The organism is Psychroserpens jangbogonensis, assembly GCF_000797465.1.
In the GTDB taxonomy this organism is placed as follows: Bacteria; Bacteroidota; Bacteroidia; order Flavobacteriales; family Flavobacteriaceae; genus Psychroserpens; species Psychroserpens jangbogonensis.
Genome location: NZ_JSWG01000012.1, coordinates 12,689 through 27,202 on the forward strand (window position 1 = coordinate 12,689; position 14,514 = coordinate 27,202).

A 14,514-nucleotide genomic window follows, 5' to 3' on the forward strand; every position below is an offset into this window, starting at 1 on the left:
ATTTTCTAATGGTATTTATTGTTTATTCAGTTTGAAATGAAAACCTTAAGGGTCTAAAATAGAAATCAAAGTTGCACCAACAGAAAGAGCTACCAAAATCTGGTAGCTCTTTTATAACTGCTTAATATCTTAAATTTATTTGATACTCATTTTGGTATACATAAATACATATTCACCTAGCATTTTCCATTTGACTCCCTTTTTAGGGTATTTCGCCATGAAATCAGCATTATCTCCAAACAAGCTATCGTAATAGTCTTTTAAATTTTTCTTTTCTAACCAAAAGATATCATCTCCTTTTTTGAAGTAATAGGACTTAGCCAAACCACCAGCAACATTAAAACCACCAATACCGAGGCCTGTAGTTTTTTTCGCCATAGGATCTCCATAAACTTCAATAAAAGAACTAAACTTGGCATTAATTAACTGCATCAGTAGTTCTCTTTCATCTTTTTTGTTTTTTAAAGAGACCGTCTGCTTTTTAAAAAAGATAAACCCCTTATCTATTAAATCAGATTGTAAGTCTTGATTTTCCCATTGACGAGCGTCAAATATATGACTTGTTGTTTTTGTGAATTTCTCAAATCCTCCAGGAAACAAATACATTTCTTTAATTTCTGTTGCATTAAATTCACTCTTTTTACCCGTAATACTGTCTTTAAGTTTTACATAATAAATCTGTCCTTTTTTTCTATCAACATCGTCTCTAAAACCTTTAATAACGTTTCCGTTTTCTAAAATAACGGTTGAAACTACATTAGGAGAGTAGCTATTAAAAACAGGCTCAAACATAAGCATATCAACCTTTTTGTCTTGAGCATTACCAATGCATACTGTGGCAATTAAAAATGCGCTTAAAAATCTTAATTTCATATTATTTTATTTTTCTTATTAGTTAATAGTAGCCAATGATACAGATTAAATCGCTGTAAACGAATAAAATATACAGATAATTCTTACAGTGATTTAAGTGTAAGAACTAATAAAAAAGGCGCTTATAATTATAAGCGCCTTTTTACTTTAATGATTATAAATTATGCATCAATATTCGCATAAATAGCATTCTTTTCAATAAACTCTCTACGAGGTGGCACTTCGTCACCCATAAGCATAGAGAATACTCGATCGGCTTCTACACCATTATCAATTTGTATTTGACGTAATGTTCTAAACTCAGGATTCATTGTAGTATCCCAAAGTTGAACAGCATTCATTTCCCCAAGACCTTTATAACGTTGAATTTTCGCTCCATCTCCATATAGTTCCATTAATGCCAAACGCTCTTCATCATTCCATGCGTATTCTTTCTTAGCACCTTTTTTAACTAAAAATAAAGGTGGTGTTGCAATATAAATATGTCCATTTTCAATCAATTCTTTCATGTATCTGAAAAAGAACGTCAAAATCAGTGTTTCAATGTGACTACCATCAATATCGGCATCACACATAATCACAATTTTATGGTATCTTAATTTTGAAAGGTTAAGTGCTTTGCTATCCTCTTCTGTACCTATAGTTACACCAAGAGCTGTAAAGATATTTTTGATTTCTTCGTTTTCAAAAACCTTATGAGTCATTGCTTTCTCCACGTTAAGAATTTTACCTCTTAATGGTAAAATCGCTTGAAATGCTCTATCACGTCCCATTTTTGCTGTTCCACCTGCCGAATCTCCCTCGACAAGGTAAATTTCACATTTTGTAGGATCTTGTTCTGAACAATCAGATAATTTCCCAGGCAAACCTCCAATACTCATTACAGATTTACGTTGCACCATATCACGTGCTTTTTGTGCAGCGTGACGAGCTTGAGCAGCAAGAATTACTTTTTGAACAATGATTTTAGCATCGTCAGGATTTTCTTCAAGATAATCAGTTAACATTTCTGATACTGCTTGACTTACAGAAGCAGATACTTCTCTGTTACCTAATTTTGTTTTTGTTTGTCCTTCAAATTGAGGTTCTTGAACTTTTACAGATATAATAGCTGTTAAACCTTCTCGGAAATCATCACCAGCAATGTCAAACTTCAATTTATCTAACATTCCAGAAGAATCAGCATACTTCTTAAGTGTATGCGTTAATCCTCTTCTAAAACCTGATAAATGCGTACCACCTTCATGTGTGTTAATATTATTTACATAAGAATGTAAATTCTCAGCATAAGAGGTATTATAAATCATGGCAACCTCAACAGGAACTCCGTTTTTCTCACCTTCAAAAGCAATTACATCTTTCATTAAAGGCTCTCTTGTTGCATCAAGAAATTGGATAAATTCCTTAAGACCTTCAGTTGAATGGAATGTTTCACCTTCAAACTCACCATCATCTTTTTTATGACGTTTATCTACTAAATGAATTGTAATACCTTTATTAAGGTATGCTAACTCACGTAAACGACTAGCCAAAGTATCGTAATTATATTCTAAGGTTTGTGTGAAAATTGTAGCATCTGGCTTAAACGTAACTATTGTTCCTCTTTTATCGGTTGTACCAACCTTCTTAACAGGATACATTGCCTTACCTTTTTCATATTCTTGCTCCCAGATTTCTCCTTTTCTGAAGACAGTTGCTTTTAAATGATCTGATAAAGCGTTAACACAACTTACACCAACACCATGTAATCCACCAGAAACCTTGTAAGAATCTTTATCGAACTTTCCACCTGCACCAATTTTAGTCATTACAACCTCAAGTGCAGAAACACCTTCTTTTTTATGTAAATCTACAGGAATACCACGACCATCATCTTCTGTTGTAATGGAATTATCTTCATTAATAATTACAGTAATATTATCACAATGACCAGCTAAAGCCTCATCAATAGAGTTATCGACAACTTCATATACCAAATGGTGTAAACCTCTTGTACCAGTGTCTCCAATATACATGGAAGGACGCATACGCACATGCTCCATTCCTTCTAAGGCTTGAATGCTATCAGCTGAATAATTATCCTTATTAAACTCTTCTTTTTTATCGCTCATAAATTGTTATTTATTTTGAATTATACGTCGCATAAAAAAAGATGCACTAAGCATCCTTTTGAATACAAACAAAGATACGAAATCAGAAGGCTTTTTAAAAGCTTTTTATTGAATGAGATCAATAATTATCAACATTTGTTAATTACTCAAAAGTGTCTTAAATCGAATAAAAAATAGCTTAAAATGAATTTTGTTGCTTTTTAACATCTTCGGAAAAGTGCTAAAAACACAAAATCTCGCAGAAGCGAGATTTTGATTTCAATTATTAATACTAATAGGCTCTAATTATACCTTTTAATAAGCTTTATCGTGAACTTTAGAAACAGCTCTTCCTGAAGGGTCATTCATATTTTTAAATGCCTCATCCCACTCTAATGCAATTTGTGTACTACAAGCTACACTAGCTTCTTGTGGAACAGATAAAGCAGCTGCATCACTAGGGAAATGCTCCGCAAAAATTGTTCTGTAATAAAACTCTTCTTTGTTAGCAGGCGTTTGTAATGGAAACTTATATTTGGCATTTGCCAATTGCTCATCAGAAACTTCAGCATCTACCACTTCTTTTAAAGTATCAATCCAACTATAACCTACGCCATCACTAAACTGTTCTTTTTGTCTCCAAGCTACACTTTCAGGTAACATATCTTCAAACGCTTTTCTAAGCACCCATTTTTCCATACGTTCGCCATTAATCATCTTATCTTTAGGATTGATCCTCATAGCCACATCCATAAATTCTTTGTCTAAAAAAGGAACACGTCCTTCAATTCCCCAAGCAGCTAAACTTTTATTTGCTCTTAAGCAATCGTACATGTGTAGTTTTTCTAATTTACGAACCGTTTCTTCATGAAACTCTTGAGCATTTGGTGCTTTATGGAAATACAAATAACCACCAAGTAATTCATCGGCTCCTTCACCAGACAATACCATTTTAATTCCCATTGACTTAATAACACGAGCCATTAAATACATTGGCGTACTTGACCGAATAGTAGTAATATCATAAGTCTCAAGGTTATATATGACATCTTTTATTGCGTCTAAACCTTCTTGAATGGTAAATTTTATTTCGTGATGCACTGTACCAATATGATCTGCTACTTTTTGTGCTGCAGCCAAATCTGGCGAACCTTCTAATCCTACAGAGAAACTGTGTAATTGTGGCCACCATGCTTCGGACTTATCATCAGATTCAATTCGTTTTTGTGCATATTTTTTTGCTATTGCAGACGTGATAGACGAATCTAATCCACCAGATAATAAAACACCATAAGGTACATCACTCATTAATTGTCTATGAACGGCAGCTTCAAGCGCTTCCTTAATTTCAGCAATACTTGTTTCGTTATCTTTTACGGCATTATAGTCTGTCCAATCACGCTTATACCATTGCACAAACTTGCCATCTTTACTACTCAAATAATGTCCAGGAGGAAATAATTCAATTTTTGTACATACGCCTTCCAAAGCTTTTAATTCTGAAGCGACATAAAAGGTTCCATTTTGATCCCAACCAATATATAATGGAATAATGCCCATATGATCGCGAGCAATAAAATACTCGTCTTTCTCGACATCATAAATAGCGAAGCCAAAAATACCATTAAGTTCGTCTAAAAAACTCACTCCCTTTTCTTGGTACAAAGCCAAAATTACTTCGCAATCACTTTCGGTTTGAAATTGATAAGAAGGAAACTGTTTACGCAACTCACGATGGTTATAAATCTCTCCATTAGCTGCTAAAATGAGTTGTTTATCTTCGCTCAATAAAGGTTGTTTACCTGAAGCTGGATCAACAATTGCTAATCGCTCATGAGCCATTATGGTTTTTTCATCACTATATATTCCACTCCAATCTGGTCCACGATGACGAATACGTTTAGCCATCTCCAATAACTGAGGTCTTAATTCTTCTGATTTCTGTTTTAGATCAAACGCACATACAATTCCGCACATAACTAAATTTCTTTTTTGATTATTAATAGAATACAAATATCAATTATAAGTTTAATATTTAAAACATAAAGCATAATTTAACTTACACTTTGTAACCAAAAAGTCAATTTTAATACTAAAAATAATTCTTTGACTAAAATTCAGATTCTTAACTTTGTAATTTGAAAGTAGAAATAAGCTCATGAAATTAGCAAAACTGTTCTTCCTGTTATTTAGCATTAGTATTGGTGCACAATCCACATGGCAACCTGCTCCAAACATTCTCTCAAATCCTAATGGTCAACGTTTTGACGACGTGTTTTTTTTAAATGAAAATTTAGGCTGGGCAGCTAATGGATACTATGCAGCTGTTTACAAAACTACTGATGGAGGTTTGAATTGGACTGAACAGCTCAATGAAAATGATATACCTGGTGGATACTATTTTAGAAACATCGAATTTTTAAATGAAGACATTGGTTTTATTGGAACACTAAACGGTACGTTCTTCAAAACCATTGATGGAGGAACAAATTGGACTGAAGTCACAAACATAACTCCAAATCCTAATGCACTTTGTGGCCTTGATGCTGTTGGAACTTCAACCGTTTATGGCTGTGGTGCTTATTTTAATCCAGCTCACATTATAAAATCAATAGATAGTGGAGATACTTGGACCTTTACTGATATGTCCAGTTATGCCAATGGTTTGGTAGAAGTTTTATTTTTAGATGAACTTACAGGATTCGCTTCTGGAAGTGGCGCTGATGGTGGACTGATTTTAAAAACAATAGATGGCGGAATATCTTGGACAGAGATTTACAACACAAATTTAAGTGGTGAATACGTATGGAAATTACAAACTCTTGAAGGCAATACTGATGTCATGTTTGGAGCCGTATCATCTGTAGGAGGAATTAATGGAAAATTAATTAAATCAATTGATGGCGGTGTTAATTGGGACAGCTTTGAAGCTGCAGAAACCGAAATTCAAGCGGTTGGCTTTATTACAGAAAACCATGGATGGATGGGTGGACATACTACAGGTTTTCAAGAAACTTTAGATGGAGGTCAAACTTGGAATGACTTAAATATTGGTAATAATTTAAATCGGATTTTCATTATTAACTCTACTACAGCGTATGCCTCTGGAACTACAGTTTACAAATACACGGAAGATACCTTAAGTGTTGAAGACTTAAGTCAAGAAGACAATGAACATTTAGATATTTCAATTTTTCAAAATCCCGTGGAAACTAATTTAGAATTTACCATTAATTTTAAGAGTGACGACAATATTCTTATTGAGCTTTACGACATAAACGGAAAATTCGTAAAACGGTTATCTCGAGACATCATAGTTCAAAAGACTTTAAAGAGCTACAACTTTAATGTTTCAGAATTAGCATCGGGAACTTACTTTATTGATTTTCATAACAATTCTGGAAGGTCCTCTTTAAAGTTTATAAAGAAGTAATCTTTTATTGTAAACTTTAACATGTAATTGCGACATTTAATATAATATTAAGACCAATAGGTTCTAAATTTAGAAAAAATTCAAAAACACCTAAAACAATTATGAAGAAATCAACGCTTATTTCAACTATTTCTATGGCATTTTTAATGCTTGTATCTATTAATATCAATGCACAGGATTATGCTGACTTAGATAAAAGCCCGATGGATGCGGCATCATACCCTACAAGTTATAAAGAATCTAAAAAGCTAATTAAAATTGTATACAGCAGACCACAGTTAAAAGAACGTCCACTTGAAAAACTAGCTCCTAACGGCGAAGTATGGAGAACTGGAGCAAATGAAGCTGCTGAATTAACTCTTTACACTACAATGGTGTTCGGTGAAAAGAAAGTAGATGCTGGCACTTACACATTTTATGTGATTCCTGGCGAAACAGAATGGACAGCTATTATTAGTAAAGACCTTAATGTTTGGGGGAGTTATTCTTACAATGAAGAAAACGATTTTGCTAGAGTAACCGTTCCGGTTGTAATAGCAAAGGAGTCAATGGAAGTATTTTCTATTGCTTTCTCAGAAGCAGATAAAGGCATAGAAATGCACTTAGCTTGGGATGACGTACGTATTACTATTCCTTTTGCAAGATAAAAAACAATTACTCTGATATTTCAGAACATAAAAAAAAACGCCTTAAGATTTTTAAGGCGTTTTTTTATGTCTAATTCTAACTATCTAATAATTACTTTTTGAGTTTTTGCTTGACTTGAATTATCAAGTTGAACTATATACACACCATCTTCTAAACTTGCCACATCTATTGTATGAACGTTCAAAGTAGGTTCTAAATCAGTTTCTAAAACCAATCGACCTCTTACATCAAATAACTGCAATTGTGTTTTTTCAAACAACTGACCACTAATTGTTAACGCTCGTGGCGTTTTAGTTGTGAAAATCTTCAAATCCTCTAACTCGTTTTCAGATGTGCCAAGAGTTTCATCAGCAAATCTTAAAAAGAAACGACCTGTGCCAACTAAATTCAAATTGGGAGTCATTACAAAATCAGTTTGATTTAATAAGGTAAAGGTATTATTCAATCGATCTTCTAAAAACACATCTGTTGATGCTAGTAAATCTGATTCTAAAATACTAACCGTTATTTGTTCGCTTGCATTTGAATTGATTCCTAAAGGAATGACTATGGATTCAAAATCTTCATTTGGCAAGGATTGAATAGCCATATCAATACCTGTATTGTCTTCGACAAGTTCAGAATAAATTGAAAAACCGCCAGCATTGTTTCCCCAAACTCCAGCGTCATACCCTGGATCTAATCCTAAGGTTGTGTTTTCAATAAAATAAAAATCGGTGCTTTTAGACGTATTGTTATTTGACAATTGTAATTTTAAATGGGTATTTACAAATTCATTATTTCGACCTAAAATAAAATCATCACTTGCACCTGTAGCTCTCATTGCTGGAGTAAATTCTAAATCATAAAGAGGAGCATTAGTTGGATCTGCACTCACAAAAAATCCTTGACCTGGAGCAATTACCGTAGAAGCTGTTGTATTTGCCAAATTATAAATGGTCCAGCCATCTAATACAGTTCCGTCATAGCCATATATTGCAGCAGTTCCAAAGTTCATTAAACTTAAATTGCTAACACCAGTACTAACTTCATGAAGAAGGAAATCCTGAACATTTAAATATGAAGGATAAGGATTTCCAACAAGGTTCCATTCTACTTCTGTTGGTCCAGAATTTGTAATGTCATGAGTTATAGTGCCATTATTAGCAGTTCCAGTAAATGTAAATGTACCATTATCGTCAGAGGCAGCTCTGTAGCCAACTCCAGCATCTAGAGTTGCAGTTTCAGTATCAGCATATGTAAGGTATTCACCAACTGTTTTATCATAAGGACCAAACAAGAATAAAGTTCCACCAGAATTACTTAAAATATTTGGATTAGCAGAAGCAAACGTATTAAATGCTTGACCTGTCAAAGGCGGAGAAATTAAATCATTACTACCAGTTTCACCAGAACCATTAATATTTACATGGCGATTGTAGTAAATTGTTCCAGTTATTGAACCATCAAGAATTAAACTAGAGTATGATGTTGATGACGATTCTAAAGTCACTGTTGGTGCTGTTAAAGTCACTCCAGTATTAATCGTGGCATCTGCGCCTTCTCTCACTTTTAAGCTTAATACAGAAACATCTGACGCTATGATAGTAGATTCACCTTCCATAACTACAGCATTTTTAATACCAGTATTTGGTGTTGGTGTTTCATTCCACGCATCATTGTCATACACTAAATGGTTAACGATTTGGTTAGAACCACTAGTTCCTGGCGACCCTAAATCTGGTGCATCAATGCCTTCTGATCTTTTGGCTGCTGCCCATAAGTTTCCATCGTTATTATCTTGAATGTTACTACCAACATATTCCATAGAAGCGCCAACTGGATTTGGCCAAACTGGTCCTCCATCGTAAGACGTAATATCTATTTGCGTGTTTTCGCCGTCTTCCAAAATAAGAACATCTGCCGTGTTATTGAGTATCGTACTTGCATACTGATAATCAACCACTACATTTCCATTGCTTGCTAAAACACTATTACGTGCTAAGACTACAAAACCATCTGAAGGTATAATCACATCACTCGCAATAACATGTGGTGAGGCATCTGCCAAATCATCTTTTATAGTCCAACCTTTTAAATTAATAGGCAGCTTTGTTGGGTTATACACCTCAAAATATTCGCCATTGGCATCAGTAACCGCATCTGGATTTTGCATGATTTCGGTGATGATGACCTCTATTTTTTCTTGTGGACTTATAAAGCCTTCAGATACATAGGTGTTAGCAACGGTTAACTCTTGCACATGGACTTCACCAATAGTGTAGAGCACTTTGGTATTGCCCACTTTTACATTATCTCCTCCACTGTCTATGCTTGTTTTATAAAGCGTTTGCGCTTGGCAAAAACTTATGGCAATCAAGCTGGTAATTACTGTTTTTAATATGTGTTTCATATTCTTTTATTTTTTTAATTAAAAAGCCCGAACTGGACGTACTTGCAAAGAATGGATTTTACTGAAATTGTTTTCATTTCCAGAACCAAATCCCCTAATAAACGCGTTATTACTTCCGTTTTCAAAAGAACTCCAATAGTTACCCGTCTGAAAACCACCAATATTTCCTGAATCTCCTGGACCAGTATTAATTCCATTTTGATCTGAATCCGCGAGATTAGTCCACATTAATTGTAACTCGAATCTTGAGGGTAAAAACCAATCACTATAGGTGCCATCATCATAGTTATCACATGCCTCGCCTGCCAATGTAAAACCGTCTGCCATATGACAAGCATTATTAACAATAGCCGTTGTATTAGCCTGTCCACTGCCTACTGCAGCAGCCGTACCAACACCTGTCCCAACGCATCCCCAAGAACTTGCTGGCAAGTCTGCAGTTGCAGCTATCAAACCATGTTCACCACTAGCATCTAAGTAAAAAATATAACCTCCTTTATAGAAATCTCCTAAGGCTGGAGCTGCACTAGCTGTGCCTCCAATGATATTAGTCCATTCTGTACCGTTATATACTTGAACTTCTCCATTGTCACCACAATTGGTACACCAGACGATTAAACCTGCAGCCACTGGTGCTGCAATTGAATTACGCTCAACCTCTGACATACGTGGCGGTAGAAATCCTTTTGTTGTAGAGTTTACATCTAATTGTGCTGAAGGGTCTGGACTTGTAGTACCAATTCCTATATCTCCATCGACATCAGATATAGAACCGTCCACTAAACTTGTACCATCCCATTTAGGAACTGTATTGGTTGTAACCGAAGCAACTTTTGGATCTGTTTCATCTGCAGAAGTGAATAATACTGGTAAATCAGTTAAATTATTATAACTTCCACTAAAGAGCGTTGGCTGATTGGTTAAATTGTTATAATCACCATTAAACAGAACTGGTACATTAGAAAGATCATTATAATTACCGCTAAATGTAGCATCTATATAATTAGCATCTGCATACTCTTTCGTCACTAAAGCTTTCGCATTTGTAATTTCTGAGATCTCAAAACTTGGCGCCGTAATCACACCATCATCATTTACTTTAAAAACCTGATTAGCTGAACCATTTTGGACAACGAAATCACCCGTTTCATTTTCATCATAATCCAACTGTATATGGACAGCATCATAACTACGAAGAAAAATATCACTTCCTAAATAATTCGGGTCTGAAGAAATAATACCATCATCGCCAGAAGTTGTATTTTGAGTACCACTTACAATAATATCTGGAGCAGAATCAACACTTGCTGTTAAGGTTCCGTTTAGTGTTGCATTACCATTTTTAAGTATGGTTAAGGCATTACTCTTATTACTATTATTAGATCCATTACCAATTTCAAATAAGGGATCAGTTTCTACCCAGCTATCTGTTGTACCTCCACCAACATTAAAACGACCAAGAGCTACAACATCATAGGCACGAGCAATAGTATTAATACCCATTGCGGTTGAATATTGACCTAGAGAATTTGTAAAGAATCCCATTGCGGTCGAAATTGTCCCTGTTGATGTTGAACCAAAGCCCATTGCTATTGATGTTGCACCTGATGCTTCGTTATTATGACCAAGAGCTGTTGAACGACTTCCAGAAGCCATTGTGCCATCTCCTAATGCTGTTGAATTATATCCTGACGCTTCTGTGTTTGCTCCCATTACGGCTGAGTACTGACCAGTGGCTCCTTTTGTTAAACTAGCAGTTGAAGAATAGCTCAAATCCACAGCATTCGCACCAACATTCCCAAAATTAGCAGCGATTCTGTCTATTTTTACTAAGCCATCGCCATTGCCTTCGTCTATAGCTTCTAAACCTGTGACATTAGCAGCAGTTTTAGCACTCAAGGCATAAGGTACTGCATTAAAACCTGTTGTACCCATATCTGTAAGACCAGAGCCTGAGTTAATTTGTGTGTTTAAAAAATAGTCGTCATTTGACCAGTTGATATTGGCATAAATACCACTGTTAACTGTACCATCACCTATATTAATAATGATGATACCATTGGCATCAGTCGTTGGTGTGTGCGTTTCTTGATACACATTATTAGTTTCTCCTGCACCTTGATAAATAATAAATTGCACAGTCACTTGTGTATTAGCCACAACAGCGTTGTTGCCATCTTTAATAAGCGCTTTGTAATTGATACTGTTAGATTGTGCCATTGTTGTTATTGTAAACAATAAGAGCACTGCGAGCGAAATTTTTTTCATTTTAGTATTGGTTTCGGTTTGTAAAATCTTTAGTTAACATATAAGACCTTTGCATGAATTAGCACGCTAGGATTCTTTGATTCTACTCGAATGTAGACTTAAATAAAATGACATCAACATCTATTGTACGAATGGAAAATCAAGTGGTTATGTTACCGTTAGATCAACGAATTAACCGTTGGATAGCTCATGTTGTAATTATAAACAACAGGAACAATGCTCTTCATTTATGTATTGGTTTTGATTAGTATTGTTTTAAATATATGTTTCATAAGTTACTCTTTTGTTGTTTCTATTGTTGCTACAGCAACCTCATCTTCATTTGTTTTTGCAGTTTCTAAAGCAGAAAGCCTTGCCTCTAAACTGGCATATAATTTTTCTTTTTTCTCTAGCGCTTCAATTTTTTTGGCTTGTGTTTCAATAATAGCTTGCTGCTCTTGCATGCCTTTTATTAACACAGGTACTAAACTCACATAGTCTAGACTTAAGGTTTTATTCTCATCCCTTCCAACGCTAATCAACTCCTTTAAAATTGGCTGAACCTCTTGTGCTATAAGTCCTAAACTTCTGTGACTTTGAGAATCTCTATGTTTTTTCCAGTAATAACTTACAGGATTAAGTTGTAAAATGGTATTTAGCCCATAGTTCAAATCCTTTATGTCTGTTTTTAAGCGACGGTCTGAGTTTTGAGTTAATGAACCTGCTAATGTGGCATTACCATTTTTTAAAATGACTAAGGCGTCACTATGTGCTAGGTAATAGCCATTACCAACAACTAATAAACGATCTAAAGGATCAAAAGCTGTAGTATTTAGTGGTGTTGTTGCAACATTATAGTTTCCTAAAGTGGTTTGCCCCCAACTCTCGGCTATTGCTAGACTACCTAATGCCATTGAATTATCCCCAGAAGCGGTTGATCCGGCACCCATTGCTGTTGATCTAGTTCCTGAGGCTGTTGTTCCTTGACCTATTGCAGTGGAAAAATGCCCTGATGCTGTGTTTGTACGACCCATTGCTGTGGAATAATCACCTGAGGCTGTATTAGAGCTACCAAACGCTGTTGCACCTACTCCACTTGCGGTATTAGAAGCAGATTCAATTCCTGTGTTGCTGGTGGTATTGAAAGTAAACGGTGTATCAGGTGTATTCGTTAAATCATTATAATCACCGCTAAAGCCAGCATCGATATAATTAGCATCTGCAAACTCTTTAGTTACTAAAGCTTTAGCGTCTGTAATTTCTGAAATACCTAAACTTGGCGCTGTAATGGTACCATTTTTTAAAATGACTAAGGCGTCACTATGTGAATTGAATACTCCATTACCAACAACTAATAAACGATCTAAAGGATCAAAAGCTGTAGTATTTTGTGCTGTTGTTGCAACATTATAGTTTCCTAAAGTGGTTTGCCCCCAACTCTCGGCTATTGCTAGATGACCTAATGCCATTGAATTATCCCCAGAAGCGGTTGATCCGGCACCCATTGCCGTTGATCTAGTTCCTGAGGCTGTTGTTCCTATACCAATTGCAGTGGAAAAAAGCCCTGATGCTATTGTTTGACGACCCATTGCTGTGGAATAATCACCTGAGGCTTCTGTTAACCATCCCATTGCGATAGAATAATCTCCTATTGCTGTGTTAGTAGTCGATTCAATTCCTGTGTTGCTGGTGGTATTGAAACTAAGAGGTGTATCAGGTGCATTCGTTAAATCGTTATAATCTCCACTAAATACAGCATCTATATAATTAGCATCTGCAAACTCTTTAGTCACTAAAGCTTTAGCGTCTGTAATTTCTGCTATACCAAAACTTGGTGCTGTAATTGTACCATTTTTTAAAATGACTAAGGCGTCACTATGTGAATTGAATACTCCATTACCAACAACTAATAAACGATCTAAAGGATCAAAAGCTGTAGTATTTTGTGCTGTTGTTGCAACATTATAGTTTCCTAAAGTGGTTTGCCCCCAACTCTCGGCTATTGCTAGATGACCTAATGCCATTGAATTATCCCCCGAAGCGGTTGATCCTGCACCCATTGCTGTTGATCTAATTCCTGAGGCTTGATTACTTATACCCATTGCAGTGGAAAAATGCCCTGATGCTGTGTTTGTACGACCCATTGCTGTGGAATAATCACCTGAGGCTTCTGTTAACCATCCCATTGCTGTAGAATAATCTCCTATTGCAGTGGTTTGAAAACCAGTAGCCGCTGAATAGAGACCAGTAGCTCCTAGAGTCGTACTCGCGCCGGAAGAATAAGTCAAATCCACAGCATTTAAACCAATAGATCCATAATTAGCAGCAACTCTACCTACTTTTACTAAACCATTGCCATTGCCTTCATTTATGGTTTCTAAACCTGTGACATTGGATGCTGTTTCTGCAGTTTTAGCACTCAAGGCATAAGGCACAGCATTAAAACCTGTGGTCCCCATGTTTGTTAAACCACTACCAGAATCTATTTGAGTGTTTAAAAAATGATCGTCGCTAGACCAATCAATATTGGCATAGACACCACTATTAACTACACCATCTCCAATATTAATAATAATGATACCATTGGCATCTGTGGTTGGTGTGTGTGTTTCTTGATACACGTTGGCTTGTGCAACACCTTGTAAAACACGAAACTGCACAGTGACTTGTGTGTTGGCAACGACTGCATTACTGGCATCTTTAATTAAGGCTTTGTAATTGATACTGTTTGATTGGGCAACTGTTGTTAAAGTAAACAACATGAGCAATGCTAGAGTAATTCTCTTCATTTTAATATTGGTTTTGGTTGGTTAGTATTATAAAGCAGCCCG

At 35.6% G+C, this 14,514-nt stretch carries 9 protein-coding genes; 3 read left to right on the top strand and 6 right to left on the bottom strand.

Annotated features, from left to right (window positions below):
- Positions 1–135: 135 nt before the first annotated feature.
- The 3 genes from RH81_RS12115 to asnB all read right to left on the bottom strand — a co-directional run bounded on the left by RH81_RS12115 (position 136) and on the right by asnB (position 4,940).
- Complete coding sequence (locus tag RH81_RS12115; RefSeq protein ID WP_033960679.1) at positions 136–873, bottom strand: hypothetical protein; 738 nt, start codon at positions 871–873, stop codon at positions 136–138.
- Between the two features lie 161 nt (positions 874–1,034).
- Complete coding sequence (gyrB, locus tag RH81_RS12120) at positions 1,035–2,984, bottom strand: DNA topoisomerase (ATP-hydrolyzing) subunit B (protein WP_033960681.1); 1,950 nt, start codon at positions 2,982–2,984, stop codon at positions 1,035–1,037.
- Positions 2,985–3,278: 294 nt separating this feature from the next.
- Complete coding sequence (gene asnB / locus RH81_RS12125) at positions 3,279–4,940, bottom strand: asparagine synthase B (RefSeq protein ID WP_033960683.1); 1,662 nt, start codon at positions 4,938–4,940, stop codon at positions 3,279–3,281.
- A 181-nt stretch (positions 4,941–5,121) separates the two neighbouring features.
- On the opposite strand from asnB, the gene RH81_RS12130 reads away from it, so the two are divergent.
- Both RH81_RS12130 and RH81_RS12135 read left to right on the top strand, forming a co-directional pair.
- Positions 5,122–6,396, top strand: a complete 1,275-nt coding sequence (locus RH81_RS12130; RefSeq protein WP_033960685.1) for a YCF48-related protein — start codon at positions 5,122–5,124, stop codon at positions 6,394–6,396.
- A gap of 101 nt (positions 6,397–6,497) precedes the next feature.
- Positions 6,498–7,043 carry a DUF2911 domain-containing protein gene (locus RH81_RS12135; protein ID WP_033960687.1) on the top strand — a complete coding sequence of 182 codons (546 nt, stop codon included), beginning with the start codon at positions 6,498–6,500 and terminating at the stop codon, positions 7,041–7,043.
- Between the two features lie 80 nt (positions 7,044–7,123).
- Here the strand turns inward: RH81_RS12135 and RH81_RS12140 are convergent, their stop codons facing one another.
- Complete coding sequence (locus RH81_RS12140) at positions 7,124–9,436, bottom strand: lamin tail domain-containing protein (protein ID WP_033960689.1); 2,313 nt, start codon at positions 9,434–9,436, stop codon at positions 7,124–7,126.
- A gap of 18 nt (positions 9,437–9,454) precedes the next feature.
- On the bottom strand, positions 9,455–11,704 hold the full coding sequence (locus RH81_RS12145) for a hypothetical protein (RefSeq protein ID WP_033960691.1): 2,250 nt from the start codon (positions 11,702–11,704) through the stop codon (positions 9,455–9,457).
- A gap of 107 nt (positions 11,705–11,811) precedes the next feature.
- On the opposite strand from RH81_RS12145, the gene RH81_RS17035 reads away from it, so the two are divergent.
- Positions 11,812–11,952: a hypothetical protein gene (locus RH81_RS17035; protein ID WP_161791987.1), complete on the top strand. Its 141-nt coding sequence runs from the start codon at positions 11,812–11,814 to the stop codon at positions 11,950–11,952.
- A gap of 27 nt (positions 11,953–11,979) precedes the next feature.
- Here RH81_RS17035 and RH81_RS12150 read toward each other — a convergent pair whose 3' ends face one another.
- Positions 11,980–14,472: a tail fiber domain-containing protein gene (locus RH81_RS12150; protein WP_033960693.1), complete on the bottom strand. Its 2,493-nt coding sequence runs from the start codon at positions 14,470–14,472 to the stop codon at positions 11,980–11,982.
- Between the last annotated feature and the right edge of the window lie 42 nt (positions 14,473–14,514).

Coding starts and splice junctions, on each gene's coding strand:
- RH81_RS12140 (WP_033960689.1), bottom strand. CDS start 9,436: ATGAAACACATATTAAAAACAGTAATTACCAGCTTGATTGCCATAAGT.
- RH81_RS12150 (WP_033960693.1), bottom strand. CDS start 14,472: ATGAAGAGAATTACTCTAGCATTGCTCATGTTGTTTACTTTAACAACA.
- RH81_RS12115 (WP_033960679.1), bottom strand. CDS start 873: ATGAAATTAAGATTTTTAAGCGCATTTTTAATTGCCACAGTATGCATT.
- gyrB (WP_033960681.1), bottom strand. CDS start 2,984: ATGAGCGATAAAAAAGAAGAGTTTAATAAGGATAATTATTCAGCTGAT.
- RH81_RS17035 (WP_161791987.1), top strand. CDS start 11,812: ATGACATCAACATCTATTGTACGAATGGAAAATCAAGTGGTTATGTTA.
- asnB (WP_033960683.1), bottom strand. CDS start 4,940: ATGTGCGGAATTGTATGTGCGTTTGATCTAAAACAGAAATCAGAAGAA.
- RH81_RS12145 (WP_033960691.1), bottom strand. CDS start 11,704: ATGAAAAAAATTTCGCTCGCAGTGCTCTTATTGTTTACAATAACAACA.
- RH81_RS12130 (WP_033960685.1), top strand. CDS start 5,122: ATGAAATTAGCAAAACTGTTCTTCCTGTTATTTAGCATTAGTATTGGT.
- RH81_RS12135 (WP_033960687.1), top strand. CDS start 6,498: ATGAAGAAATCAACGCTTATTTCAACTATTTCTATGGCATTTTTAATG.